A 24,408-nucleotide genomic window follows, 5' to 3' on the forward strand; every position below is an offset into this window, starting at 1 on the left:
GAACCGGCGGGCACGCCGCATATCGGCATACCCGCCGGTCGTCGTCGGCGGGCCCCTAGGCTTGGGGGACCTCAGTGTCCGCAGGCTCGGAATCGGCGGTCAGGAAAGCCGGTACCATCTCCGCTGCCGAGGCCGAACCGGGCTCAGAATCGATCCGGTCAGGCTCGTCCACGTTGCTGGTGTCGGCGGGCGGCGGGTCATCGCGCGATGCGCCGTATGCCATCCCGGGTGGGATCCAGGCGCCGGCCCGTGCGGCCGTCTCCGAGTCCAGGCCGAGCGTAGTCGTGCCGTCGCCCGCGAAGGCGGCTTCCAGTGCCTTGGCGAGCACGGGCTTCTTGTCCTTGTCGTGGTCGCGTTCCCAGCGTGCCCCGAGCACAGTGGCGCCGACCTCCAGCGCATGAGACTTCTTGACCCGCCCCCAGTAGTTCTCCGTCGTGGGGCGCCAATAGGCCGAGAAGTCGATGTCGAGTCGCTCGCCGACCCGCTCGATCACCGGATCGGCCTTGTCCTCGAAGGCGAGCTGGGTCTGTAAGGTCTGTGCGACACACCAGGCGAACAGCGTCTGCTTGGCTTCTGGTGGGAGCGCGCAGAGCTGGGCAAAGCCCTCGGCGGGCGGCAGGCTAAGCCAGGCGAGGTCCAGTCCGTCGCACCGCGCCGCCAGGAGCTGAGCTGCCGGCGTCTCCTTGAGGTCGCCGAGCGAGCTGTGCTCATGGGTCTGGACCGCGCGGAGATCGAGGGGATTGGCGCGATAGCCGAGATGCAGGATGCCGATGCACAGGCTGTAGAGCGCAACATCGAAGCTGGTCTCGAAGTCTTGCGCCAGATGGGCCTTGGTGATCTGGAGCCGGTGGGCCTTCAGATCGTCGATCAGCACCTGGCTGAGCCCATGCGCCTTGCGGACCGCCTGCTCACCCGATAAGGCCGCCTCGGGCGATCGATCCGACGGCATCTCGCCAGGCTCTTCACCCGAGACGTCATCGTTGTCCCGGGAGAGCTCGTCGCGCGGGATCAGGCCCTCATAGACCTGGAAATCGCCGTCATGGCCGATGGTGACGATGCAGCCGGCGCGCTTGCGATCGTCGTCGCTGAACGCGGTATGCTCCTGGATGACCTGCTGCAGCTCTTCGCGCCGGGCGGCGAGCTGGTCGGCTTCGGCTTCGAGCCCCTCGGTCCAGTCCTCTTCATCGAGGTTCGTCAGGTCGTCCTCGCGCTGGTCGAGGCGTTCCAGTTCCTCGGTGACCTCGGCCGGCACATCGATGGGCTGGGGATGGACACGGGCGAACTCCGCGGTGAAGCCGTAGTCTGGCTCGAGCATCGGCTTGGCCCATTTCCAGGTCGCCTCAAGCTCCTTGGCCCTGGCCGCGAGCTTCTGGAGGGCGAGCTTGTGGACCAGCTTGGCATCATCGAAATAGCCCTCGTCCCGCTCGCTGAAGAGGTCGCGGGTCACGCGTCCGCCGGCCTGCTCGTAGGCTTCAGCACCGACGAAGCGGCCGAGCCGCGAGGTGGAGGAGATCGACTTCTCGGTCAGGAGGCGGCGAACCGTGTGGGGCGAGACGCCGTAATGCTCATCCCTGACCTGCTTCCAGACCGCGAGCTGACGGCGATGGCTGTCGGCCAAGGTGAAGGCTGTCAGCGTCTCAAGGTCCATCTCTTCGGCCCGGTAGGCGGCGAGAAGCTTGGGCGCGACCTTGCCGAGCTTGAGACGCTGGCGGACGAGCTTCTCGGAGACACCGAAACGGGCCGCGATCGCCGGCACGGTCTCACCTGCGTCTACCAAGGCGGCGAAGGCCTCGAACTGATCGGCCGGGTGCATCGCCTGGCGGACGATGTTCTCCGCGAGCGAGAGTTCGGCCGCATTGTGCGTCCGGATGAAGCAGGGCACGACGCAGTCCGACGGCAGCTTGCCCTCCGCCTGCAATGCCTTCAGCGCGGCGAGACGGCGACCGCCAGCGATCACCTCATGAACGCCGTCCCCATTGGCCGGTGTGACGACAAGATTCTGCTGGAGGCCATGGACGGCGATGCTCGCCCTCAGCTCTGCTTCGGCCGTCTCCGACGGCGGCGTCCTGCGTGCGTTGCGCGGCGACTTGGCGAGCCTGTCGAGGGGGATGTTCTGGATGAAGTCTGGACCGTTCATCGGGAGATCCTTTCAGCGACGGACCGGCAAGAGCCTCTCTCTCGCCTCTCGAGCCCGTTACCAAAATCCGATCGTCCTCTCCCTCTCCCGGTTTCGTGGGCCGCCTAGGCCGATCTGAGAAGCGGCATGCTCCTCGAAAATCCTCATCTCAGGACCTGCGACGTCCGGTGTTCATGACCATTCGGCCGTGGCGGGAACGACAGCGATCGCGGAGGTAATCGCGAAAATCGCGCCAGTCGGCGTCGATTTCTGAATAGAGTGCGCCGATTCGACATACCGAATCGGGCAGGAAGAAGCGTTCGCGTGTCCGCGGGCAACGCATGTGCAAAAAAGGAACGGAAGGGCAGAACTCGCACTCGGGATAGGATCCGGCTTCCACCTCTCGCTGTAGTGCGCCGCGAATGGAGACGAAGCCGTAGGTCCTCACCCTTTTATCCAGCAGCAACGGCATCAGCGCGCATCCCGAGCAGGTGACTGTCGCGCAACATCCATTAGAACTTGTTCTTCGTCTTCATCTGTAACACGCTCGGAGTGCCGGTCGCAGTCGGCCTGCTCTACCCGTTCTTTGGGATCATGCTCTCGCCGATCATCGCGGCTGCCGCCATGGCCCTCATCAGTGAGCGTCATCTCTAACGCGGCGCGGCTCCAGACGGCGAGGCTGTAGTGACCGGAATTCCTGGTACGAAGATGCGGCAGGAGAAAGCCCATGGGCAGAAACGACAGCTCCAACCCAGCCGAGGTGTACGAGCACTATTTGGGACCCGCGATTGCGGATCCCTGGACCCGGGTGCTCCTCAAATACGCTTCTCCGCGACGCGGGGAGAGTGTCCTCGATCTCGCCTGCGGTACAGGCAGCGTCGCGCGACAGGTTGCGCCGATGGTCGGCGTGGCGGGTAGAATCGTCGCGATCGATATAAGCGCTGCCATGCTGGCAGTAGCCCGTGCACTGCCCGCGCCGGCGGGCGCGCCAATCGAGTGGTGCGAGGGGGATGCGCGCAGACTCGAGCTACCGGACGGGATCATCGATCTCGCGTTGTGCCAGCAAGGAGTGCAATTCTTTTCCGACCGCGCCGCGGCGGTGGCAGAAATGCGGAGGGTCCTGACTGATGGCGGGCGGGCCATCATTAGTGTATGGCAGGCTCTGGAACGCCATCCGGTTTTCGAAGCGTTGTTTGACGCGACGGCCCGTCATCTCGGCGTGCCCATCTCCGCAGTGGATCTGTCCTTCTCCCTAGGGGACGCCGAAGAGTTGCGGGCACTTTTGGGCACCACCAACTTCTCCAAGGTCGAGATCACGCCGCGGTCGCTCGAGATTCACCTTCCTTCGCCAGACCGCTTCGTGCAACTCACGGTCTTAGGAGCGGCCACGTCGATTCCCGCGTTCACCCGGCTGGACGAAACCGAGCGCTTCGCGCTGGTCCAGGCGGTCGCTCACGAGATCGCTTCCGTCGTAAGCCAATACGGCGAGGGCGACGAACTGATCTTTCCGATGTCGACGCACATCGCTGTTTGCGCATCAGACTAGCGGGCCATCGGGTAAGAAGGCACCCGTACATGAGAGAAATGGTGACTCTTGACGCCGCTCCGTTCAAGACTCAAGAGATTGCGGCCGGAGTGCAACAGGTCGACGGCTGCGAATGAGCCACTGGAGACGTTGGACGTTCACAAGTCTGCTCCTCGCCACCGCTATTGTCATCCTGGCGGGCGGCGCCGGATGGATGCTCCGGAACCGGCCATTGGGCGACCGCGCTGACGCAGACAACACCCAGCAGATAGCGCGCGGCGCGGCGGTCTACCAGCAGCACTGCGCGAGCTGCCACGGGGCCAATCTCGAAGGGCAAGCGAACTGGCGGGTCCGCGAAGCGGACGGCCGGCTGCCGGCCCCTCCACACGACGAAACGGGGCATACCTGGCGCCATCCGGACGAGCAGCTCTTTCGCATTACCGAGGCCGGTCTTGTGCCGCCCCTCGCGCCCGAGAGTTACCAGAGCGACATGCCAGCGTTCGGTTCGGTACTCACCGCCGAGAAGATCTGGGCAGTTCTCGCGTTTATCAAAAGCAAATGGCCGGACGAAATCCGGATCCGGCGGAGCCGCCCCGGGCAGAAGGAGAAGTGGCGGTGATGGAGACGCCAGCAGCAGCCGTCGGCGACTGGCTGATCATCCTGCGGCGTTATTTTGTCGCGACCACTTGCGGAAACCTCGTCTGGGAAATTGCGCAGCTGCCACTCTACACTCTGTGGCGCGATGGTAAGCCCGACGAGATTGTCTTTGCTGTTCTACACTGCACCGGAGGCGACGTCCTGATCGCAAGCATGGCCCTGCTCGCCGCCCTCGTGATCGTCGGAGACGGGCGTTGGCCGCACGCGCGGTTCCAGAGCGTGGCCGCATTCGCCCTGCTCGGCGGGCTTGCCTATACGGTATTCAGCGAGTGGTTGAACACGGAGATTAGGGGCAGCTGGGCCTATACGGACTACATGCCCAGACTTCCGCTGATCGGGGCGGGGGTTTCACCTTTCGCCCAATGGATCGCCGTACCCCTCGTGGCCTTCTGGTGGGCTCGACGCCCGATCAGCAGGAATGCCTAGTGAAAAGAATCAGTCATGACCCGAACGCAGGTTCCAAAATCAGCTCCACTGGAAATTTGCCTTGCTTCTGTGGGTATCTCGCTGATCACTCACCTCTGATCCGGCAAAAATCAACATCGGTAGCTGCGGTAACGGACGAACTTCTTGGCATCGCCTTTTCCAGCGCCGGTTTGATGCGGTGATGTTTACTCCGGTCGATCGGTCGTAGGCCGATCAAAGCAGCGATTGCGGCACGAGTTGAGCCATGGGCCCGAGTGTTCGCGGAAGAACCTTGCTCTTGCGGAAGTCGTGCTGACCGGCGAAAGAGCTGGAGGTGCCGACAGACGTCGCGGTCGTGGGTCGACTCAGGTAGCGACGGACGGCGCATTCCGTCCGAGGCGGCGAGGAATATCGGCAAGCTCACGGGCCATGGCTGCCAAGTCCGCGAGCGCAACCGTCGCATCTTGGTTCTGCCGCTTTGTGTCCGGTTCGTAACGCTCGATATAAATCCTCAAGGTCGCTCCGCCGCTCCCCGTGCCGGACAGCCGGTAGACGATCCGGGATTCGTCGTCCAGGAAGATCCGGATGCCCTGATGGTGTGTCACGTGATGATCGACCGGATCGGTATAGCTGAAGTCGTCGCCAAAGCGGACCGTCGAAGCCCCAAGTCGGCGCCCGGCCAGTTCGGTGACGCAGCCGCGCAGCCGGTCCATGAGCGCGGTCGCGGCGACCTCCTCCAGGTCCTCGTAGTCGTGCCGCGAATACAAGTGCCGTCCGTATTTGCGCCAGTGATCGCGCACGATCTCGGGCAGCGGCTGCCGGCGCACAGCCAAAATGTTCAGCCACAGCAGAACTGCCCACATCCCATCCTTCTCGCGTAGATGGTTCGAGCCTGTGCCGAAGCTCTCCTCGCCGCAGATGGTGACCTTGTCGGCGTCGAGCAGGGCACCGAAGAACTTCCAGCCGGTTGGCGTCTCGAAGCAGGGGATGCCGAGATCCTCGGCGACCCGATCGAGTGCGCGGCTGGTCGGCATCGACCGGGCAACGCCGGCAAGTCCGGCGCGGTACCCGGGGGCGAGAGGCGCGTTGGCAGCAAGGATCGCCAAACTGTCGCTCGGGGTCACGAAGAAGCCGGGGCCGAGGATCATGTTGCGATCCCCATCGCCATCGGAGGCGGCGCCGAGGTCGGGCGGATCGGCATGGTTCATGGCCTCGACCAACTCCCGCGCATTGACGAGGTTCGGATCCGGCTTGCGGCGCCCGAAGTCGGGCAGCGGCACGCCGTTGACCACGGTTCCGGACGGCGCGCCGAGGCGGTCTTCCAGAATCATGCGGGCATAGGGGCCCGTCACCGCGTTCATGGCGTCGAAGCGCATCCGAAAGCCGCCCGTCGCGAACAGCTCCCGAACCCGATCAAAATCGAAGAGTGCCTCCATCAGGGCCGCGTAGTCGGCAATCGGATCCACGACCTCCACGGCCGTGTCGCCGAGGACGGTTACGCCGAGCCGGTCGATATCGAGGTCTCGTGCCTCGACGATACGGTAGGCATGGATCTTCCGGCTCTGGGCGTAGATGGCCTCGGTGAGAGCCTCCGGCGCCGGACCGCCGTTCGATCCGTTGTACTTGATTCCGAAATCGCCCTCGGGACCGCCCGGATTGTGACTTGCTGAGAGGATCAGGCCGCCAAGGGCGGCGCGCTTGCGGATGAGGCCGGAGGCGGCCGGCGTGGACAGCAGCCCCTCGCGGCCGACGATGATCCGACCAAAGCCGTTCGCGGCGGCCATCTTGATGACGGTCTGGATGGCGCAACGGTTATGATATCGCCCGTCGCCGCCGACGACCAAGATCGCACCGGAACGCCCAACGAGCGTGTCGAAGACCGATTGAACGAAGTTCTCGAGATACTGTGGCTGCTGAAAGACGGCCACCTTCTTGCGCAATCCCGAGGTACCCGGCTGCTGATCGGGAAACGGTCGCGTGGGGATCGAGCGAACAGTCATGTTGGAACCGGCATCACCGGAGATAGGCTTCGCTGGCATAGCGGCGCATCATGCGCTGGCTGTTGAAGCGTGGGCCGATCTTGCTGATCGCCTGCTTCATCATCCAGGTCCAGCGGCCTCGGTCGTCGTGGTAGAGCGGCAGGATCTTCTCTTCGAGTGTTTCGTAGAGATTCACCGCGTCGTCGTCGTGCTTACCGTCGTCCCGCCCAATCGCCCAGCCCGTCACGCCTTCGATGCAGGCTTCGATCCACCAGCCGTCGAGGACGCTCAGGTTCAGGACGCCGTTAAGCGCCGCCTTCATCCCGCTCGTGCCCGAGGCTTCCATCGGCGGTACCGGGGTGTTGAGCCAAATGTCCGCACCTGCAGCCAGAACCTTCGCAAGCGTCAAGTCGTAGTTAGGCAGGAACGCCATCGGGATCTCACCCACCAGCCGCCGCATGTGGGCGTGAACCTCGTGGACAAGGGCCTTGCCGGGATTATCCCGCGGGTGCGCCTTGCCCGCCATCACGAGCTGGAAAGGATGCGCACGATTGATCGCCCGTAACCGCTCGATGTCGGCGAACAGCAGATCCGGCCGCTTGTAACCGGTCATCCGTCGGGCGAAAGCGATCACCGGCAGGTCGGGTGCCATCGCGATGCCGGTCAGGCCCTGGACTTCGGCCAGTAAGTCCCTCTTGGCCTCCGCATGCGCCGTCGACACTGCGTCGTCGGGGAGCTGATCCGCAGCGGCCAACTGTTCGGGGTCGTGTCCCCAGTCCGGCGCGACCGCCTCGAAAAGGCGGGCAAAGGCGGGATGCGCCCAGGTCGGCACATGCACGCCGTTTGTGACCGCCCGGATGCTGTACCCAGGGAACATCTGCCGAGCCGTCTGGGCGTGGCGCGTCGCCACGCCGTTGATGTAACCGCTCAAGTTGAGCGCCAAACGCGTCATATTGAGCCGGTCTTCGCCGGCCATCAGCTTCAACTGGTCGCTCTCGATAAAATCGCCGAGCAGCCTGACCGCGTCATCATAGGAGAAGCGATCGTGTCCGGCCTCGACCGGGGTGTGGGTGGTGAACACACAGCGCTCGCGCACCGGCTCGGCGTCATAACGCAATGCACCTTCCCTCGGCCGGTCGGCCGGGCGTGGATGCCGGCGAAGCAGTGCGGCTGCGAGCAAGGCGGCGTGACCCTCGTTCAGGTGGTATGTTTCCACCTCGAAGCCGAGCGCATGCAGCAGCCGCTCACCGCCGATCCCGAGCACGATCTCCTGCTTGAGCCGGTAGACCTCATCTCCACCGTAAAGTCGATCGGTGATCGCGCGGTCGGAGGGATCGTTCTGCTCGAGCCGCGTATCCAGCAGCAGGACGGGCACGGTGTGGCCGGTCGGGCAGGTCACAACGTGGAGCCACGGCCGAATCCACACCGGACGCCCCTCGATCCGGACGGCCACCGCGGCATCGAGCGGCATCGCCCACTCCGCCAGATCCCATGGGTCGGGAAGATCGACTTGGTAGCCATCACTGTCGATCTCCTGGCGGAGATAGCCCTCCCGGCTGGCCAGGGTCACGAACACGACAGGAAGGTCCAGGTCGGCGCAGGACCGGGCGGTGTCACCGGCGAGGACGCCAAGCCCGCCGGAGTAGGTGTGCATCTCCGGCCGAATCGCAATCTCCATTGAGAAATAGGCGATGCGGGTGCGCGGCAGAAACGGATCCACTGATGAGATCATCGGATTTGCCCCTTCATCACCTCGCGCCGAGCGCTTCGGTGATCAGGCCGATTCCGAGCGCCGCATCGGTCTTTGCGATGGATTCGCGGGCCTCGCGGATCGTGCCGGTGAGGGCCCGAATGGCGTCGATGGTCTCAGGGATCACGATGGCCTGATTGTCGACCATGTAGGCGTAGAAGAGCTCATCGCCCTCCACCTTCAGCATGTCGCCCCAGAGCGCCACTTCGTAGAGATTTTCGTGCGGCCGGCCGAGGTCGATCATGAGTTCCTTGACCGTGTTGAGCGCCGTCAGCCCCTCATCCATGCGGATGAGGGCGATACGCGAGACCGCACGGAACGCATCCAGCACCTCCTCCTTGTCGGCCTTGCGCGTCATCTGCACGGACCAGTAATGAAGGTGCGCCAGGGTCTCCGGGACCTTAACCGCCATCGTGATGACGTCCAGCTCCGGGTCGACGCTCCGGGCATCCGGCCCTTGATGGCTTGGGATCTCGGGTTCGGGCACCAGCGTGTTCATGATCCCGCCCTCATGGCTCTCCCACGGGTCGGTGGCGCGGCGGAGCAACGTGCCGCGGGCGCGGCGCAGCAGCCCCGCTTGCTTCAGTGCGGTCAGGGTCCGAACGGTCGAGGTTGTGTTGCAGGAGACGACGCGCGTGCTATCCCGGTCGAGAGCACTTGCATAGTTCGCCTCGGCGACGAAGGAGTGGCCCGTCACGTTGTGCCTCTCGCCGCCCTGGAGGATGAACTTGATCCCCCTCTTCCGGTAAAGGTCGACGTTCTTTGCCGCAACGCGCTTCGGCGTGCAGTCGACGACCAGGTCAGCCGCTCCGAGCAGGTCGTCGAGGGTCCCTGCGACGTTGAGACCTGCATCGCGCATCGCCTGCACATGCTCGGCCCCGGCGCCATAAAGGCGGAATCCCTTGTGCGTCGCCATGCGGGGCCGCCAGTCGGTACCGATGTCAGACACACCGGCAAGCTCCATATCGTCCTGCCGGGCGACCGCCTCGGCCACGCGCTTGCCGATGACGCCGTAACCGTTAACCGCCACACGGGTCTTGCTGCTTCCGTTCATCTGTTCCTCCTTGCGTTTGGGGCTGCATCGGTCGGCCTCGCCCGATCATGGCAGCCGTGCACCGCCGCGCGAATCGCGGCCGGCCCGACGTGAAAATCTTGGAAAAAATCCCGGCACCTCGACCATGTATCGGCGATAGGCATCGCCAAACTCCGCGAGCGCCTCGCGCTCTTCGGCTCTTGCCAATCGGACGTACATGGCGACAAGGACGGGGAACATCACCAGTGTCAGCAGAGTCGGCCACTGCAGCAGAAAGCCGAACATGACGAGGACGAACCCGACATATTGCGGGTGGCGCAGATAAGCGTAGGGACCGGCGGTCGCCAACGAATGCCGCCGCTGCGCCTCATAAAGCACCTTCCATGCGGCCGAAATCAGGATGAAGCCGCCACCGATGAAGGCGAAGCTCAGGAGGTGGAAGGGTCCGAAATGCGGGTTCGCCTCCCAGCCGAACAGCATCTCGAGCAGATGGCCGGCGTCGTGCGAAAACCACTCCACCTGTGGATAGCGGCTCTGCAGCCATCCTGAGAGCAGGTAGATCGTCAGCGGGAAGCCGTACATTTCGGTGAACAGCGCCACAAGGAAGGCACTGAACGCGCCGAAGGAGCGCCAGTCGCGCGCCGTGCGCGGCTTGAAAAAGCTGAACGCGAACAGAATGAAGATCGCAGAGTTTATAATTGCAAGGCCCCACAGGCCGTAGGCGGGCGCAGTGTCGGTCATTTCGAATTACCCCCGTCCGGTCAGTGGCGATGCGGCTCTGGCGGCTGCCGATCCCGGCTATCGGAATTTCCCGTGCCGCCATGGCCTCCGTGCATGAAGATATGCAGAAGGGGACAGGCAAGGAGCAGCAACCATGGCCAGTAGCCAAGGACATGTGCCCAATGTTCAGCGATCAGAAAAAAGCCGGCAATCGCCAGAAAGCCGACCAAGGCGATATTGACGCGTGATTCGAAGAACCCGCGCCTGTTCTCTCCGTGATCCATTCTGTCCTCTCCTCGCGTGCGCTCCGTCTCATCGCGCGCCGTGCTGGTAAACGAAGTCGACCCGGACCGGAGAGCCTTGACCCGGGCGCCGGATGTCGATCGTAATCGTGTAGCGGTCGTTGCCTGGCAGGGCGATAAATCCGCCGTAGGTCACAGTGTCCGCGAGACTCATGGGTTCGAGCTGGCGCCGGCTGCTCCCGACATACCCCAAGCCGAAAACCGTGGCCGTCACGTTGGCATCGTTGATCCGCGCGCCGGATGCAGCGTCAAATACCGCAATGACGAGATGGTAATCGTGGCGCCCGCCAGGCGGACCGCCGTGCATCGAGCGCTCCGCATGCTCCGGTGGGTGACCGCGAAGCACCTGCGCCGGCAGCACGCCAAGATAGACTGCGAGGCCATCCGCTATCTTGTACCTCTCGTCAACCGCCGCCGACGCCGGCCTGCCGAACCCGGCGAGCATAACCGCGAAGGCGACGAGGGCCAGGAGAAGAACCGCAAGACCCGCGCGAGCACGCCATGGCTGCAGAACGCCGGGATCAGTCATAGATTCTCCTGCAGCTTTGGGCTCCAATCGACATAGCCGCCCCGCCGAACCTCGCGACATGGGCGTGGCCACCGTCCGCCGGAGGCGCGGGGGCAACGTCGCAGCGCCCAGCTCACACAGGTGCCGCGGCACCACCCGGCCGCGGCAGCGGAAGCCGCAGCCCGCACAGTCCTTTGCAGCCTGTCGGCGCTCGTGACGCTCTCTTCGTAGTCGGTCGTCACGCTGTCGAAGGCAGGGCTGGCACTGGCGCTGCGGACGCCCTTCTCCGTCCTCAGCTGCTTCTCGACGCCGAGATGATCAAGCTCTTCGAAGAGGCCGCCAACCTCCAGCGTCACTGTGCTCATCAGCAATCTCCCAGTATTCGCCGAAGACCAGACCGTCTCTGCGACCGGGCGCAGCTCTCCTACCCTCGGCTGGCACGCCGGGTTCAACCGCGTCCGCAGCAGCGCTGCGACCCGTCCTGCGCGGGTTGCGGTACGCCCCCTAGCCGCGGCTCCGCGGCCGGCTTCCGCGCCGGAGGCACCTCCTCTGGAACGGAACGCGCACCATGGGCGCAACAGCAAGCTTCGGTCCGGCCCGGTGGATTGCCGGTTTGGGTCGCTTTAGTCTGCGCATTCGTGCTCATCGCTCTTCTCCTGTGGCGCGGCGCGCCCGGTCGCGAGCGCAGGAAAGTGCCCGGCCGTCGCTGAGCTGGAATGACCGGCTCGGCTTAGCCGGTGGTTGACCGGGATCAGCGCTTGGCTTCTCTGCCGTCCGTAGAGATAGACGCAGCGACGCCTTCGGCGTTACAGGTCGGGAGCGCCGGCCGCTTCCGTACGCCGACGGCGGGCGCGCTCGGCCGCTTCGCAATGGCAGTCGAGAAAGCCATGCACGGGACAGGTCAGGCACATCTCCTCGAGCCGCTTCTTCAGCGCCCGGCGGCCGCGATGCAGTCGCACCGTGACGTTGTTCAAGGTGACGCCCAGGCTTGCGGCCACCCGGTCCCGCGGCTCCCCGACCAGATCGACCCGCCAGACTACCTCGGCGTATTCCGGCTTGAGCGTGGGAAGGAGCTTATAGAGGCAGTTGCAGACTGCTTCATCCAGCTCGACGTCTGGTTCAACCGACAAACCTTCGAATTCATCAGGTCTCATGATCGCCTCCCGCCGCCGGGCAGCGCGACGCTGATAGTCGATGATGGTCGTCGCGAGAATCCGGCTCAGCCAGCCGCGCACCGTTCGAACGTCGCGCAGTTCCGCCGATCGCTCGATGGCGCGCAGCATGAACACCTGCAGGACCTCCTCAGCCTCCTCCGTACTGCCTGATCGCCGGCGCAGGAAACCGAGCAGCTGCCGGTGGCTTTCCACCAATACGCGGCGCACCGTGGCGTCCGTCGCCTTCCCAGGCGCACGCGGCTTATTGTCCCCAGCCGAGCCCGTCTCGTGATCATCGCCCATCATCGTCCACCTGGTGTCTATCAGACGCCCCACGGTCGGCCGCATTACACCATGCGCGGGCGGCGATAGATCGCGGGGCATTCGGTCTGCTGATCCCACCGGCAGGCATTGCGCCGCAGAAGCGGTGTAAGGCGCGCACCCATCGACCGTCAGTGGGGGTAGACACACGTCCAAGCAACTTCGCTCGCACGGCGCGACAGGCCGGACTGCCACGCCGGCAGCGCGTGGGCCGCGCATGCGGCCGAGAGCCGGTGGTGGACGCTCGGAATTCGATAGGTGACGGAGGACAGACAATGCCATTGCAGTCGATCGAGCAGGAAAAGATCTCACGCCTCAACGCTCGGAGGCGGAAAACGACCATGGGACGGAGCGTGCTGGCTGCCCTGGCCGCGACTGTCTTCCTGTCCATCGGAGCTGGGAGTGCGTCTGGATCCGCTCACGCCGAGGGAAGCGGGGTGGAATTCGTCTATACAGCTGACGAATATGGGAATTCCGTCAGTGCCATCGACCTTCGGAACCGACGCGTCGTGACAACGCCCATCCCGATCGAGCCGCACAACATCCAGATCAGCGCTGATGGGAACCGGCTTCTGGCGGTCGGCAACCCGGCCGATGAGGGCCATGGACACGCGGGTAAGGATGAAGGTCATGGCGCGCCCGAGGCGCGCGGGCTCCTCGTCATCCTCGATCCCGATGATCTGGCCGCCGGTCCGCTCGCCACGATTCCGGTCGGCGACCACCCTGCCCATGTCGTCGTCGACCGCGATGGCAGACATGCCTTCGTCACCAATGCCGGAGACGATGCAGTTGCGGTGGTGGACCTGGCGAAGAACGCCATCGTTCGGACGATCACCACCGGCAGATATCCCCACGGGCTGCGGATCAGCCCTGACGGGCAGGAGGCGTATGTCGCCACGGTCGAGGACGGGAGCGTTTCGGTGATCGATACGGCTAGCCTCACCGAAGCGGCACGGATCTCCGTGGGTGCTGCGCCTGTGCAGGTCGGGTTTCTTCCCGACGGAAGCCGCGCCTATGTCTCACTGCGCGATGAGAACCGCGTTGCGGTCATCGACACCGCGACGCGTCAGCTCGTGGGTAAGATCGAGGTCGGCCGCAATCCGATCCAGGTCTATGCGACGCCCGATGGCCAGCGGGTCTATGTGGCCAATCAGGGAAGTGAGGCCGAACCGGACGACACCGTCTCGGTCATCGACGTGACGGCAAATCGGGTTGTTGAAACAATCCGGACCGGCAGGGGCGCGCATGGCGTCGTCGTCAGCGACAACGGGACCAGAGTGTTCGTGACCAACATCGTCGATGGTACGGTTTCGGTGATCGACGAGGCCAGTCGGACCGTGACTGCGAATGTGCGTGTCGGCAAAGGTCCGAACGGGGTCACCTTCCGAACCGTCAAGGAGTGATGTTGAGCCCGGGCCCACGGCCGGCGTAGGTGTGGCTGGCGCCGGAGCTACCGCGATCCGCCGCGGAACGAAGCAATATGGCTGAACAATCCTCCGTCACGCCCCTTGAACGCCATCGGCGGCGCAAAGGCCTGCTCGGCAGGCCGCTTCTGGGTCGCCGCCGGATTGCGATCAGAGGTGATCAGGCCTGAAACCATGCGCATCCTGTTCGTCACGTCGGAATTCTATCCCCTGGTCAAGACCGGCGGGCTCGCCGACGTTTCGGCCGCCCTCCCCGCCGCACTGGCTGAACTCGGCATCGATGTGCGCGTGATGGTGCCGGGCTACTCTGAGGCTCTGGACGGTGCAGAGCATCTCGACGAGTCCGTTCCGCTCGGTGAGGTGCCCGGCGCGGGCACGATCCGGCTCCTCCCCGCACGAAGCCCTGATTCCGGCCTACCGCTCTGGCTGATCGACTGCCCACCGCTCTATCAGAGAGCGGGCGGGCCATACCAGGATCCGGACGGCCGCGACTGGCCGGACAACGACCTTCGTTTCGCCGCCTTGAGCCGGGCCGCCGCGCGTGTTTCTCAGGGCGAGCATGGGCTGAATTGGCGCCCGGACGTGGTTCATGCCAACGACTGGCATTCGGGGCTGGTGCCGCTCCTGCTGAGCCATGCTGCTACACGGCGCCCGGCGACTGTGCTCACGATCCACAATCTGGCGTTCCAGGGGCTCTTCGATGCGGATCGGCTGCCACGCCTGGGTCTCCCGGCGGATTGCTTTTCGCCCGACGGGATTGAGTTTTATGGCCGGATCTCCTTTCTGAAGGCGGGAATCCGCCATGCCAATCATTTGACGACGGTCAGCCGAACCTACGCACAGGAGATCCAGACGCCGGAATTCGGCTGCGGGCTCGACGGCTTGCTCCGCCAGCGGGCCGAGCGCCTTGTCGGCATTCCGAACGGGGCGGATTACAGGATCTGGGACCCAGCCCGCGACCTGCCACTGCCCCGGCGATACAGTCTCGCTGAGATCGCCGGCAAGCGCATCTGCAAGGAAGTCTTACAGCGGGAGCTCGGCCTCGCGGTCGAGCCGGATACCCCTGTCGTCGCCTTCATGAGCCGTCTGACCGAACAGAAGATGGCCGACACGGTCGCGGAAGCCGTGCCGCGGCTCGTCGAGGTCGGCGCGCAGCTTGCCGTGCACGGACAGGGCGACCGTACACATGAGACACGGTTCCTGGCGCTGGCCGAGCGCTATCCCGGCCGCGTTTCGGTGCGGATCGGCTATCAGGAGCGACGCGCGCGGCGTTTGCTGGCAGTGGCCGACATCCTGCTTCATCCGTCGCGCTTTGAGCCTTTCGGCCTCGTGCCGATATACGCCTTGCGCTACGGGACCCTGCCCGTCGTCCGGCGGGTCGGTGGATTGGCCGACAGCGTCGTTGACAGCGCGACCAACAACGATGGCGAGGCGACAGGCTTCGCCTTCACCGGTGGTTCCCTGGAGGATCTGCTGGGCTGCCTGACGCGTGCCTTGGACACATTCCGGCAGCCGGTCGGCTGGCGTCGGATGCAGCGCTGCGCCATGCGCCGGGACTTCGGATGGAAAGGACCGGCTGAAGAGTATTTTGCGCTCTATCGGACACTCACGGGACCCCGGGCCGGTCCAGTGTCGGCTGCACCGGGCCCGCCCGCTCCACGGCCGCAGGAAGCTGACATGCGGGTATCCACCCCCATGCGAGCCCGAACAATAAGCACGTGAAAAGTATCGTCACGCAACAGCAGGCTAGGAGATAGAATATGACCGAGGATTTCGCGGCGAAAGTCAGGCAGCGCGCCTACCTCATCTGGGAGCGCGAGAACAGACCCGATGGCAAAGATCTCGAGCACTGGCTCCGCGCCGAGGCGGAGATCGAAACCGAGCAGTCCCAGGTGACGAACCAAGCGGAGCGGGCCTATGCCGGGCCACCGACTTCGGCCGTCGCCGAGACTGCTGGACCTACCCCAAAGGCGCCAGGCCGGGCAAAGCGCAAGATCGAGTAACGCGGCACCCATTCTTCCTCTGCACCGAACGCCGCTCGGAGGCGAGCGGCGGGTGCGCCTGAATTGCCCCTGTGGCTCATCCGGGCTCCTGTGTCACTGGCTGTATCACCATCCTGTTTGCCGGCTGCGGCTGGCGCAGATCGATCTGCACGGCGTGACGCGCTCGGACTCCTCGGCGCGGCGTGCGGCATCGATCTCTGGCGCTCCGTCTCCCAGCTGCGGCGACCGACGCCTTCGGTCGCGTGCGGATCGGCAGGCTAACCGTACAATCGCGTTTATCATCGTGGATCTTGTGCACAACGTCGCATCAGGCCTTTTGGCCTGTCTGCGCTCCCCACCGCCGTTGCAGCAGATTATAGACCGGGCAGAAGACGAGGCCGGCATAAGCGCCGTACAGAAAGCTCTCGGCTAGGCCGAGGAGGAAGCCCCACCAGGTCAGCCACTTGAAGGCAGGCAACACCATTTCGAGAAACTGTTGCATGCCAAGGCTTTGCGGCGTCACCAGCCCGTAGACCACACAAACCACAAAGGTGATCGCCGTCCAGAGACTTAAGGCCCAAGTTACCAGCCTCGTGTTCAGCATCGCGCTCTCCGTTCGTTCGATGTCGAGATGGACCGCCTGTCCGCCGCTTTGCTCCGGGTCCGAGGGTGCCGTTCTTACTCCAGGCACGGGGCGGCTCCTCCTGCGCCACGGCGTCCGCTGTATCCGGCCGCGAGGTTCCGACGGCGCGGGCCATGGATCCGGGCGTTGGCGCGCACAGGATGAGGCAAGGTCGGGCCGTCACTGCCTGTGTGCCTTGCCCTCGTGGCGATGAGCCGTCGGCGCATTCGCGCCCGGACGCTTGGCAGGGTCGTGGCGGCTTGGCCCGATATCACGTTCGCTGCCCCCGTGCCGGCCGTGGCCTCCATGTCCGCCGTGACCGAACAGATGCATGGCGATGAAGGCCACGCCGATGAGAATCCAAAGCCAGTTCTCTGAAAGCCAGTCCATGGCTGGACCTTCTCTCGCGCCGGATGCTAGGCTGCAACGCAGCGAATTGGCGCCTATCGCTGCGTCGGCAGGGCGATCTGATGGCCCTTGCCGCCGAGCTCGATCTCGCGCATCACCGCGAGCGTCTTCTGGTCGACAACCCAGAGCTTCGGCTCGACGTCGCTGGAGACGTAGAGCTTGCCGGTTCCGGCGATTGCGGCGACGTGGTAGGGCGCGGGCCTGAGCGCCACGTCGCGTTGTGTGCGCGCGGCGAGGTCGAAGGCAACGAGACGATCCTCGCCCATCGCCGCAACGAACAGCGTATCTCCGTTCTCGGCGAGTTCGATACCGTGCAGCGGGGCGCTGACGGCCAGATGTTCGACGACCTCAAACGCAGAGGTGTCGACCACCGAGACGGTACCCGCCTCTACATTGTTCACGTAAAGTCGGCGGCCCTCGCGGGAGAGCACGAGATGCTCGGGACTCGCCCCGACGATCACGTTGCGGCGCACAATCCAGCGCTCGACGTCGAGTTCGCTGACCGTGCCATTGCCGGCGTTGCTCACATAAAGCCGGCGGCCGTCCGGCGAGAAGGCGGCATAGTTGGCGTATGGCCCTGTGGCAACCGTCGCCGCGATTTCGAAGCTGGAGAGATCGATCGCGGTAATTCCGCCGGGCGCCGGATGGGTCACGGCGGCAACGCGACCGGTCGGGTCGACCGCGACATGATGCACGCCACCGGGCACATCGATGCGGCGGACGACCGCATCCGCCTCGGTGTCGATGATCGAGACGGTGCTCAGCGTCGCCGGGGCTCTCGCGATCGGTGCAAGGGGCCCCGGATGGTGGGCCACGTGCTCCGCGTCGGAGATGGTTTCCGGTTTGTCGGGCACAGCAGCGCGGGCCGGGCGTTCGTCCGCGCTTCCGGCAATCAGATATCGGCCATCGGGTGTCGGTGCAAGGCCGTGGACGGCGGGGACGCCGTCGATGCGGCCGGTGACGTGGTCGGTGCTGCTGTCCACGACGAGAATGGCGTCGGCGCTGCCGAGCGGGATGTAGACAGGATCGGCCAACGCGGCCACAGGCATCGTTGCGAGCAGGGCGGCGACGGAGAGACGGAACATCATTGGTTCACCTTTTTTCATGCATGCCGGATCGGGGTTACCAGGCCATTTAGGGCTGGCGCTACCTCGACAAGGACGCACCGGGAGCGGTGGCGTTACGCTTGGCCGGATCCCTATCAAGGCGGCTCCTCGTTTCGCCGGCCGGCTCGCAATTGCAACCCAGGCCGACTCGATCCCGACATGTCGGGCAGATGTCCTCGAGCTTTGCCTTTAAGGCCTGACGCGCCCGGTGCAGGCGCACGCCCACATTGTTGGTGGTGAGCCCCAAATCGGCGGCGATCTGCTCTCGCGGCTCTTCGTTGAGATCGGCGCGTGTCAGAATCTCGGCGTAATGCGGCCTCAGCGTCGGCAGGGCATGGTGAACGCAGGAGCACGGCTTTGCGTCCTGCTCCGCCTGCACTTCGAACACCGCCGTCTGCATCTCGAGGCCATAGGCGGCTTCCGCCCGCTGCCGCGCAGCGCGGCGACGATAGTGATCGGTCAGTGTGTTCCGCAGGATGCGGCCGAGCCAGGAATCGATCTTTTCGTCATCCCCCAGCGTCTCCGCGGCGCGAACCACCTTCAGGCAGAAGTCCTGCAGGGCATCTTCGGCGTCCTCGGGCCGATTGAGGCGGCGGCGGAAGAAGCCCAGGAACTCCCGTCGACAATCGAGCAATCGCTGATTGACGATGGCGTTGAGGGTAGAAGTTGGAGGGCCAGATTGGCGGCGGGAAAAAGCAGGCATTGCAGTAGCTCCATGCGCAAGTGGACGTCCGGAGACGTCACGACTGGGTGGCGACGCATGAGACGCATGAGAAGCGTCGCCAGTGATCAGGCGTGCGCAGGGAGGCGAGGTGGGCGGAGGTGGCGGTGGATGAATTCGGGGAGCGCGAGCGTGACCGAACCAAGCGGCCGTTGATTGGCCCGCGGGTTCAAGCAGTACGGCGAAACAGCGATCGGCGCGCAACAGGGGCACGAGCTAGCGGATTGACAGTGCTCGATGCCCAGAAGCCCTTCGTGCTGATGGTCATCCGGATGATCAGTGGAACTGATCACCTGCGCCGCGTCCGCCCCGGCGAGGCCAAGCGCGCCGTGTGCGGAGTGGAGGTTCCCGCCGAACGCGAAGAGCAGACATAGGAGTAGCGCCACGCATTTCCGCGCGAACCCGGCCCTGTGTCGCCGTTGTTGTTCGTGGACCCGCATCGCGATCTCGAGGAGCACCATCCTTCTAACATTATATGGGGTATAATGTTGCCGGATGTTGACCTGGATCAAGTTCGTCCGCTGAAACTGTCTGTAAGTCTCCAGCAACTATGACATTCAAGAGTTCTTCAATTCGTCACTGCCCGCGGGTGATCGGCTTACCACGGACTCGGGTCGCGAGCGCACGTGGCGGCGGATCAGCTTGCGGGGCGCCTTTTTGGGCGAGGCGATCCGTCCATAAGAAATTCTATCGCGGCTGGGGTAAGTTCATCTTAATTTCGCCATAGAGCCGCTCGACGTCCTCGCGCCGGCACAGTCCGGTACCCGCCGACAGCACCGCGGCGGCTCCGGCGGCCATCCCATAGGCGAACGCGTCCGCGACCGGGCGCTCTCGTGCAAGGCCGAGCGTCATGGCCGCGACAAAGCTGTCGCCAGCGCCCACGGCGCTTTTTACGGTCACATCGGGTGCGGCCAGGCGCAGGACGCTCTGATCGCTGACGAGCAGCGCGCCGTCACGCCCCAAGGTAAGCGCCACGATTTCGGCTGCTCCCGAGCGGACAAGTTCCCGGGCGGCTTCCTCCTGCAACGCCGGGTTGGGAAGTTTCCGTCCGCGCATAGATTCGAACTCGCCGAGATTGGGTTTGACCAGATGGACGCCGCGTTCGAGCGCCCTACGCAGTGCAGCGCCCGAGGTGTCGAGCACCAGTTTGAATCCATTTCGGTCGGCGCGGTCCGCAATGATGGCATAAAAATCTTCCGGTATGCCACGGGGCAAGCTGCCGCTCGCGACAAGATAGTCGCAGTCGAGATCCTCCAGCGCTTCCAGGCAGGCCCGCCACTCGGCCTCGCGGACCACGGGTCCTTCGGGCACAAAACGATACTCAAGGCCGCTCGATCGTTCGTAGACGGCGTGGCTAATCCGGGTGTGGTCGTCGATTGAGATTCGCCGCCGCATAATTGCTGCGGATTCCAGAAGATCGTCGAGCACGCGGCCGGTCGCGCCGCCCGCAAGGTAGGTGGCGAAGGCCGTGCCACCGAGTTCCTGGACCACCCGAGCCACGTTGATCCCGCCTCCGCCCGGGTCGTAGCGTTCGTCCGAGGTACGTATCTTGCGAATCGGCCGTACGACGTGCGTCTGGGCGGCACCGTCGATGGACGGATTCAACGTCAACGTAACGATGGGTTTCATCGCTTTTTCCTCTCGGACGACGTTCAACGGAGGTGCCTCGCATCGTTAAGACCTGCGAGGGTAGCAGGATGCTCCGCCGCGTCACGTGTCACCAGGGGGTGTTCTCGTAGCCGTCCAAAGGTCGGCGGTCATCAGGGAAAGTGACGCAACTCGCCCGGAATTACTTACACTTCCTCGGATACCACAAGAGCGAGCCGTGCTTGCATGCATGGGGCTGGGAAAAACCGAGACACGCGTTGCTTCGCTCGCAGCACGTTTGAGAGGGTTTGGACCATTGCCCTTCATCGGGAGTGTAATGGCGCCTGGATGCGTGCGTCTCTCATTGGAGCAAGGGGTCTGACTGCCGATCAAGTTTCGTCGCTCAGTCCGCCCCAGACACGCAGCCGGGAACGACAGAGCGTAATGGTCGCGCTGCTTCGATTACCGAACGGATGATTCTTGCCGCGCTGACGCCCCTGCTCGCGGTCTTCGGTCTGCTCGTGATCTTGCGCCTGCCGGCGACGCAGGCCATGCCGCTCAGCTTGGCCCTTACCGCCGGCATGAGCATCGCCGTCTGGGAGGTTCCCGTTCGGCATGTGCTCGCTTCGTTGATCGAGGGCGTGCTGATCGCGGCCTCGATCCTGTGGATCGTATTTGGCGCCATCTTGCTCGTGAAGGTCCTGACCGCGAGCGGCGCGATGGCCGCAATCCGCGGCGGGTTCATGCGCATCTCGCCCGACCCGCGCGCTCAGGTCATCCTGATTGCTTGGCTGTTCGGCGCCTTTCTCGAGGGCGCGGCGGGCTTCGGAACTCCGGCGGCGATCGCCGCGCCCTTGCTGGTCGCGCTCGGCTTTGCGCCGATGGGGGCCGTGGTCCTCGCGCTCGTCGCCGACAGCAGTCCGTCGTCGTTCGGCGCCATCGGCACCCCAGTCGTGGTCGGACTCGCGCAGGGCCTGCAGGAGGGCGGCAATGTCGCCCCCGGCGCAGCCGGCGTGATCGGTGACGCGTCCTTGCCGGATTTCCTTCGGTCCGTGGCGGTGCAGGCCATCACGATCGACCTGTTCGTCGCCACGTTCATTCCCCTGATCATGGTGATGATGCTGACCCGTTTCTTCGATCCCAGGCGGAACTGGCGGGACGGGCTCCGCGCTTGGCGGTTTGCCGTGTTCGCGGGCCTCGCTTTCACCTTGCCGGCACTCGCCGTCGCGGTCCTGCTCGGGCCGGAATTCCCCTCGCTCATCGGCCCCCTAGTCGGGCTCGCGGTGGTGGTTCCGGTTGCTCGAAAAGGGCTGATGCTCGGACCGAGCTCGCCGCCCCAGACTGAGGGCGACGGGCCCATCGGCGACCCGGCGTCACCCGGAATGTCGCTCGGCCGTGCGTGGGCGCCCTATCTGCTGTTGACTGGGCTGCTGGTCGCCACCCGCATCGAGTACCTGCCGCTAAAGGACTGGCTGCAGGCTGCGACAATCTCCTGGGCGGGGATTCTCGGGACCGAGGTCGGCGTCTCGCTCGCGCCGCTCTACCTGCCTGGGACCATGTTCGTCGCCGTCGTTCTGATTACCGTCCCCCTACTCGGGGTGAGCGCCCGTCAGGCAGGCACCTCGCTGCGGGAAGCGGGCGCGGCCCTCGTCAGCAGCGCACTGGCCTTGGGCGCGGCCGTGCCGATGGTGCGGATCTTCATCCATTCCGGGGTCAACGGCACCGGTCTGGCCAGCATGCCGATGGAGCTGGGGGTGGTCGCCGCGAACTACATCGGCGCGGATTGGCCGCTAGCCGCACCGTTCATCGGCGCCTTTGGCGCCTTCCTGTCAGGCAGCGCCACGTTCAGCAACATGACGTTCGCGCTGTTCCAGCTCAGCGCCGCAGACCGGGCGGCGGTCCCGGAAACAGCGGTCCTGGCGGCACAGATGCTCGGGGCGAACGCTGGGAACATGATTTCGGTGCTCAACGTGGTCGCAGCGGCCGCGGTCGTCAGCCTGCTCGGCCAGGAGGGAACGATCATCCGCTTCACCTTGGCACCAATGTTGTATTACTGCCTGGCGGCCGGAATACTGGCCTTTTCTCTCCCAATGGTCCTGTGACGGCATCCCGCGATGCAGGAGCCCGCCGCCGCGTCCAGCGAGGACCACCACCCCGGCAGGCTGCCGACAGCCGTGCTCGCGCGCATCGTCCTGGTGATGCTGCTTTGGGCACTGTGCTTTCCACTCATTTCGATCGGCCTTTCGATGGTCTCCCCGTTCTACTTCGCCGCGGCAAGGGCGTTCGTGGCCGGCGGCGGTTTGCTCGTCCTGGCGATGACACTGCGGCGACCGCTCCCAAGTGGATGTCGCACCTGGGCGCTCCTTGTCGGCATCGGCATCACGGCAACCAGTCTGGGCTTTTTCGGCATGTTCCTCGCAAGCCAGTTCGTGTCCCCGGGCTTCGCAACGGTGATCGCGAACACCCAACCCCTCATAGCCGCCGTGCTCGCTTCATTGCTGCTTGGGGAGCATCTGCGGTGGCGCAGCAGAGTGGGGCTTCTTCTCGGCTTCGCCGGCATTGTGCTGATGACGCTGCCTCGGCTTCTGGCGGATGGCGGAAACGCGTACTCGCTCGGCACCGCCTATATCGCGCTTGCCGCAATCGGGGTCGCCGTCGGCAACATCCTGATGAAGCGCATGGCGGATCGCGTCGACCCACTCATGGCCATGGGCTGGCAGCTGGTGTTCGGCGGCGTTCCGTTGCTGGTCGCCGCGACAGTCCTGGAGCCGCTTCCATCAGCCTTGTGGGCGCCGCAGTTCTTGATCGTTCTGGCCGTTCTCGGGCTGCTCGGGACCGCTCTGGCCTTCTACCTGTGGTTCTCCATCCTGCAGAGGAGCAGCTTGAGCCGCGCGAATGCGTTCAGCTTTCTGACACCGGTATTTGGCGTTGCCATCGGCATGGGATTTTTCGACGAAGGTGTGAGCCTGGTCGAGTTTGCCGGGATCGGCTTGGTCCTGCTCGGAATGCAACAAGTGACGAGGGGTTGATCTGGTGTGCGTTCCGCAGTTGTCGGGCTTGGGTGTAATCTGCGGATGTGCCCAACGTCTTAGCTAGGGCGGCCCGGCGGATCGTCGGCATCGACAGGATGTGATGCGGTCCGGCACCCTGTGCCGGTCCGATGCGCGTCGCGGATATCCAACGCCACAGAAAGGAGGGTGAACGATGATTCGCGTGCAAGATAAGGTTGCGCTTGTGACCGGGGCAGCGTTGGGTCTGGGCGAAGCCTCGGCCCGGATGCTGGCGCGCGAGGGCGCCAGAGTGGTCCTCACCGACATCAAGGATGATGACGGTGAGCGGGCGGCGCAGGCCATCGTCGAGGACGGCGGCGAAGCGATCTACCTTCACCACGACGTCGCCGAGGAGAACGCCTGGGAGCGCGTGATCCAGGCCACCCTCGACCGTTTCGGCCGGGTTGACGTGCTGGTCAACAACGCTGGGGTCGGCTGGGGCGGACCGCCCGAGGAGGAGACGCTGGAGCGCTGGAACCGGTTGATGAGCATCAACCTGAATGGCGTCTTCCTCGGCACCAAGCACGCGATCCTGGCGATGAAGCGGGTCCCGCCAAAGGGCGGCTCGATCATCAATCTGTCGTCGATCGAAGGCTTGGTCGGCGATCCCAACCTCGGAGCCTACAACGCCTCCAAGGGCGGCGTGCGGCTCTACACCAAGTCGGTGGCGCTCTATTGCGCCAAGCAGGGGCTGGGCATCCGGGTCAATTCGATCCATCCCGGCTATATCTGGACACCGATGGTGGAGCATTATCTCCGCGAGCACGGCGGCGTCGAAGAAGGCCGCAAGGCGCTCGATACCCTGCACCCGATCGGCCATGTCGGCGAGCCCGACGACATCGCCTACGGCGTCGTCTATCTCGCTTCGGACGAGTCGAAGTTCGTGACTGGCGCCGAGCTAGTGATCGACGGCGGCTACACGGCACAGTAGATGGCGACAACGTCCTGGCATGAGAGCGTTCACGCATGCACGCCCGGAGGCCGGCACCGTGCCGGTCACAAGCCAGCCTGAGCAGGCGATGACCGACCCCCATTACC

At 64.6% G+C, this 24,408-nt stretch carries 25 protein-coding genes; 10 read left to right on the top strand and 15 right to left on the bottom strand.

The window, feature by feature from the left end:
* Window positions 1-55 precede the first annotated feature (55 nt).
* A complete protein-coding gene (locus E4P09_RS14460) occupies window positions 56-2,137 on the bottom strand; it encodes a ParB/RepB/Spo0J family partition protein (RefSeq protein ID WP_137390365.1) in 2,082 nt (693 codons plus the stop codon).
* A 148-nt stretch (window positions 2,138-2,285) separates the two neighbouring features.
* Complete coding sequence (locus E4P09_RS14465; RefSeq protein WP_137390366.1) at window positions 2,286-2,588, bottom strand: hypothetical protein; 303 nt, start codon at window positions 2,586-2,588, stop codon at window positions 2,286-2,288.
* A 255-nt stretch (window positions 2,589-2,843) separates the two neighbouring features.
* Between E4P09_RS14465 and E4P09_RS14475 the strand changes: the two genes are divergently transcribed.
* The 3 genes from E4P09_RS14475 (at window position 2,844) to E4P09_RS14485 (ending at window position 4,724) form a co-directional block, all read left to right on the top strand.
* Window positions 2,844-3,662 carry a class I SAM-dependent methyltransferase gene (locus E4P09_RS14475; RefSeq protein WP_137390367.1) on the top strand — a complete coding sequence of 273 codons (819 nt, stop codon included), beginning with the start codon at window positions 2,844-2,846 and terminating at the stop codon, window positions 3,660-3,662.
* Window positions 3,663-3,873: 211 nt separating this feature from the next.
* Complete coding sequence (locus E4P09_RS14480) at window positions 3,874-4,260, top strand: c-type cytochrome (RefSeq protein ID WP_239025201.1); 387 nt, start codon at window positions 3,874-3,876, stop codon at window positions 4,258-4,260.
* Window positions 4,260-4,724, top strand: a complete 465-nt coding sequence (locus E4P09_RS14485; protein WP_137390369.1) for a hypothetical protein — start codon at window positions 4,260-4,262, stop codon at window positions 4,722-4,724. The genes E4P09_RS14480 and E4P09_RS14485 overlap by 1 nt, the downstream gene beginning before the upstream one ends.
* Window positions 4,725-5,068: 344 nt before the next feature.
* Here E4P09_RS14485 and E4P09_RS14490 read toward each other — a convergent pair whose 3' ends face one another.
* From E4P09_RS14490 to E4P09_RS14525, 8 genes are all read right to left on the bottom strand, one after another.
* On the bottom strand, window positions 5,069-6,703 hold the full coding sequence (locus E4P09_RS14490) for an alpha-D-glucose phosphate-specific phosphoglucomutase (protein WP_137390370.1): 1,635 nt from the start codon (window positions 6,701-6,703) through the stop codon (window positions 5,069-5,071).
* Window positions 6,704-6,716: 13 nt separating this feature from the next.
* Window positions 6,717-8,414 carry an alpha-glucan family phosphorylase gene (glgP, locus tag E4P09_RS14495; protein WP_137390371.1) on the bottom strand — a complete coding sequence of 566 codons (1,698 nt, stop codon included), beginning with the start codon at window positions 8,412-8,414 and terminating at the stop codon, window positions 6,717-6,719.
* A gap of 16 nt (window positions 8,415-8,430) precedes the next feature.
* On the bottom strand, window positions 8,431-9,486 hold the full coding sequence (locus E4P09_RS14500) for a type II glyceraldehyde-3-phosphate dehydrogenase (RefSeq protein WP_137390372.1): 1,056 nt from the start codon (window positions 9,484-9,486) through the stop codon (window positions 8,431-8,433).
* A 45-nt stretch (window positions 9,487-9,531) separates the two neighbouring features.
* The gene (locus tag E4P09_RS14505) at window positions 9,532-10,206 is read right to left on the bottom strand and encodes a methyltransferase family protein (RefSeq protein ID WP_137390373.1); all 675 of its coding nucleotides are present in this window, start codon (window positions 10,204-10,206) and stop codon (window positions 9,532-9,534) included.
* Between the two features lie 20 nt (window positions 10,207-10,226).
* On the bottom strand, window positions 10,227-10,469 hold the full coding sequence (locus tag E4P09_RS14510; protein ID WP_137390374.1) for a DUF2933 domain-containing protein: 243 nt from the start codon (window positions 10,467-10,469) through the stop codon (window positions 10,227-10,229).
* A 28-nt stretch (window positions 10,470-10,497) separates the two neighbouring features.
* Window positions 10,498-11,016, bottom strand: coding sequence for a hypothetical protein (locus E4P09_RS14515; RefSeq protein ID WP_239025202.1), 519 nt, complete (start codon window positions 11,014-11,016; stop codon window positions 10,498-10,500).
* Window positions 11,013-11,360 (bottom strand): hypothetical protein, encoded by a 348-nt coding sequence (locus E4P09_RS14520; protein WP_137390375.1) that lies wholly within the window; start codon window positions 11,358-11,360, stop codon window positions 11,013-11,015. Before E4P09_RS14520 ends, E4P09_RS14515 begins: the two co-directional genes overlap by 4 nt.
* A gap of 441 nt (window positions 11,361-11,801) precedes the next feature.
* Window positions 11,802-12,455 (bottom strand): RNA polymerase sigma factor, encoded by a 654-nt coding sequence (locus E4P09_RS14525; RefSeq protein WP_239025203.1) that lies wholly within the window; start codon window positions 12,453-12,455, stop codon window positions 11,802-11,804.
* Window positions 12,456-12,811: 356 nt separating this feature from the next.
* On the opposite strand from E4P09_RS14525, the gene E4P09_RS14530 reads away from it, so the two are divergent.
* The 3 genes from E4P09_RS14530 (at window position 12,812) to E4P09_RS14540 (ending at window position 15,897) form a co-directional block, all read left to right on the top strand.
* Entirely contained in the window at window positions 12,812-13,873 is a 1,062-nt protein-coding gene (locus E4P09_RS14530; protein WP_137390376.1) for a cytochrome D1 domain-containing protein, read from the top strand.
* 177 nt (window positions 13,874-14,050) lie between these two features.
* Window positions 14,051-15,616 (top strand): glycogen synthase GlgA, encoded by a 1,566-nt coding sequence (gene glgA / locus E4P09_RS14535; RefSeq protein WP_205042127.1) that lies wholly within the window; start codon window positions 14,051-14,053, stop codon window positions 15,614-15,616.
* A 38-nt stretch (window positions 15,617-15,654) separates the two neighbouring features.
* The gene (locus tag E4P09_RS14540; RefSeq protein ID WP_137390377.1) at window positions 15,655-15,897 is read left to right on the top strand and encodes a DUF2934 domain-containing protein; all 243 of its coding nucleotides are present in this window, start codon (window positions 15,655-15,657) and stop codon (window positions 15,895-15,897) included.
* 307 nt (window positions 15,898-16,204) lie between these two features.
* On the opposite strand, the gene E4P09_RS14545 is transcribed toward E4P09_RS14540, so the two are convergent.
* From E4P09_RS14545 to E4P09_RS14560, 4 genes are all read right to left on the bottom strand, one after another.
* The gene (locus E4P09_RS14545; RefSeq protein ID WP_137390378.1) at window positions 16,205-16,480 is read right to left on the bottom strand and encodes a DUF5676 family membrane protein; all 276 of its coding nucleotides are present in this window, start codon (window positions 16,478-16,480) and stop codon (window positions 16,205-16,207) included.
* A 198-nt stretch (window positions 16,481-16,678) separates the two neighbouring features.
* Window positions 16,679-16,888, bottom strand: coding sequence for a DUF2933 domain-containing protein (locus E4P09_RS14550; protein ID WP_137390379.1), 210 nt, complete (start codon window positions 16,886-16,888; stop codon window positions 16,679-16,681).
* 53 nt (window positions 16,889-16,941) lie between these two features.
* On the bottom strand, window positions 16,942-17,994 hold the full coding sequence (locus E4P09_RS14555) for a YncE family protein (protein WP_170984446.1): 1,053 nt from the start codon (window positions 17,992-17,994) through the stop codon (window positions 16,942-16,944).
* 58 nt (window positions 17,995-18,052) lie between these two features.
* Window positions 18,053-18,715: an RNA polymerase sigma factor gene (locus E4P09_RS14560; protein WP_137390381.1), complete on the bottom strand. Its 663-nt coding sequence runs from the start codon at window positions 18,713-18,715 to the stop codon at window positions 18,053-18,055.
* A gap of 242 nt (window positions 18,716-18,957) precedes the next feature.
* Here E4P09_RS14560 and E4P09_RS26015 point away from each other — a divergent pair, with 242 nt between their 5' ends.
* Entirely contained in the window at window positions 18,958-19,107 is a 150-nt protein-coding gene (locus E4P09_RS26015; protein ID WP_170984447.1) for a hypothetical protein, read from the top strand.
* Window positions 19,108-19,420: 313 nt separating this feature from the next.
* Here E4P09_RS26015 and E4P09_RS14565 read toward each other — a convergent pair whose 3' ends face one another.
* Window positions 19,421-20,362: a 1-phosphofructokinase family hexose kinase gene (locus E4P09_RS14565; RefSeq protein ID WP_137390382.1), complete on the bottom strand. Its 942-nt coding sequence runs from the start codon at window positions 20,360-20,362 to the stop codon at window positions 19,421-19,423.
* Window positions 20,363-20,793: 431 nt separating this feature from the next.
* Between E4P09_RS14565 and E4P09_RS14570 the strand changes: the two genes are divergently transcribed.
* The 3 genes from E4P09_RS14570 (at window position 20,794) to E4P09_RS14580 (ending at window position 24,301) form a co-directional block, all read left to right on the top strand.
* Window positions 20,794-22,422 (top strand): L-lactate permease, encoded by a 1,629-nt coding sequence (locus tag E4P09_RS14570; protein WP_137390383.1) that lies wholly within the window; start codon window positions 20,794-20,796, stop codon window positions 22,420-22,422.
* 12 nt (window positions 22,423-22,434) lie between these two features.
* Window positions 22,435-23,349, top strand: a complete 915-nt coding sequence (locus E4P09_RS14575; RefSeq protein WP_205042129.1) for a DMT family transporter — start codon at window positions 22,435-22,437, stop codon at window positions 23,347-23,349.
* A 175-nt stretch (window positions 23,350-23,524) separates the two neighbouring features.
* The gene (locus E4P09_RS14580; RefSeq protein ID WP_137390384.1) at window positions 23,525-24,301 is read left to right on the top strand and encodes an SDR family oxidoreductase; all 777 of its coding nucleotides are present in this window, start codon (window positions 23,525-23,527) and stop codon (window positions 24,299-24,301) included.
* Window positions 24,302-24,408 lie beyond the last annotated feature (107 nt).

The sequence above is a fragment of the Rhodoligotrophos defluvii genome (assembly GCF_005281615.1).
In the GTDB taxonomy this organism is placed as follows: Bacteria; Pseudomonadota; Alphaproteobacteria; order Rhizobiales; family Im1; genus Rhodoligotrophos; species Rhodoligotrophos defluvii.

Excerpts from the sequence above, each read along its gene's own strand:
- E4P09_RS14460 (WP_137390365.1), bottom strand. The coding sequence starts at position 2,137 with ATGAACGGTCCAGACTTCATCCAGAACATCCCCCTCGACAGGCTCGCC.
- E4P09_RS14465 (WP_137390366.1), bottom strand. The coding sequence starts at position 2,588 with ATGCCGTTGCTGCTGGATAAAAGGGTGAGGACCTACGGCTTCGTCTCC.
- E4P09_RS14475 (WP_137390367.1), top strand. The coding sequence starts at position 2,844 with ATGGGCAGAAACGACAGCTCCAACCCAGCCGAGGTGTACGAGCACTAT.
- E4P09_RS14485 (WP_137390369.1), top strand. The coding sequence starts at position 4,260 with ATGGAGACGCCAGCAGCAGCCGTCGGCGACTGGCTGATCATCCTGCGG.
- E4P09_RS14490 (WP_137390370.1), bottom strand. The coding sequence starts at position 6,703 with ATGACTGTTCGCTCGATCCCCACGCGACCGTTTCCCGATCAGCAGCCG.
- glgP (WP_137390371.1), bottom strand. The coding sequence starts at position 8,414 with ATGATCTCATCAGTGGATCCGTTTCTGCCGCGCACCCGCATCGCCTAT.
- E4P09_RS14500 (WP_137390372.1), bottom strand. The coding sequence starts at position 9,486 with ATGAACGGAAGCAGCAAGACCCGTGTGGCGGTTAACGGTTACGGCGTC.
- E4P09_RS14505 (WP_137390373.1), bottom strand. The coding sequence starts at position 10,206 with ATGACCGACACTGCGCCCGCCTACGGCCTGTGGGGCCTTGCAATTATA.
- E4P09_RS14510 (WP_137390374.1), bottom strand. The coding sequence starts at position 10,469 with ATGGATCACGGAGAGAACAGGCGCGGGTTCTTCGAATCACGCGTCAAT.
- E4P09_RS14515 (WP_239025202.1), bottom strand. The coding sequence starts at position 11,016 with ATGACTGATCCCGGCGTTCTGCAGCCATGGCGTGCTCGCGCGGGTCTT.
- E4P09_RS14520 (WP_137390375.1), bottom strand. The coding sequence starts at position 11,360 with ATGAGCACAGTGACGCTGGAGGTTGGCGGCCTCTTCGAAGAGCTTGAT.
- E4P09_RS14525 (WP_239025203.1), bottom strand. The coding sequence starts at position 12,455 with ATGATGGGCGATGATCACGAGACGGGCTCGGCTGGGGACAATAAGCCG.
- E4P09_RS14530 (WP_137390376.1), top strand. The coding sequence starts at position 12,812 with ATGGGACGGAGCGTGCTGGCTGCCCTGGCCGCGACTGTCTTCCTGTCC.
- E4P09_RS14540 (WP_137390377.1), top strand. The coding sequence starts at position 15,655 with ATGACCGAGGATTTCGCGGCGAAAGTCAGGCAGCGCGCCTACCTCATC.
- E4P09_RS14545 (WP_137390378.1), bottom strand. The coding sequence starts at position 16,480 with ATGCTGAACACGAGGCTGGTAACTTGGGCCTTAAGTCTCTGGACGGCG.
- E4P09_RS14550 (WP_137390379.1), bottom strand. The coding sequence starts at position 16,888 with ATGGACTGGCTTTCAGAGAACTGGCTTTGGATTCTCATCGGCGTGGCC.
- E4P09_RS14555 (WP_170984446.1), bottom strand. The coding sequence starts at position 17,994 with ATGATGTTCCGTCTCTCCGTCGCCGCCCTGCTCGCAACGATGCCTGTG.
- E4P09_RS14560 (WP_137390381.1), bottom strand. The coding sequence starts at position 18,715 with ATGCCTGCTTTTTCCCGCCGCCAATCTGGCCCTCCAACTTCTACCCTC.
- E4P09_RS14565 (WP_137390382.1), bottom strand. The coding sequence starts at position 20,362 with ATGAAACCCATCGTTACGTTGACGTTGAATCCGTCCATCGACGGTGCC.
- E4P09_RS14570 (WP_137390383.1), top strand. The coding sequence starts at position 20,794 with ATGATTCTTGCCGCGCTGACGCCCCTGCTCGCGGTCTTCGGTCTGCTC.
- E4P09_RS14575 (WP_205042129.1), top strand. The coding sequence starts at position 22,435 with ATGCAGGAGCCCGCCGCCGCGTCCAGCGAGGACCACCACCCCGGCAGG.
- E4P09_RS14580 (WP_137390384.1), top strand. The coding sequence starts at position 23,525 with ATGATTCGCGTGCAAGATAAGGTTGCGCTTGTGACCGGGGCAGCGTTG.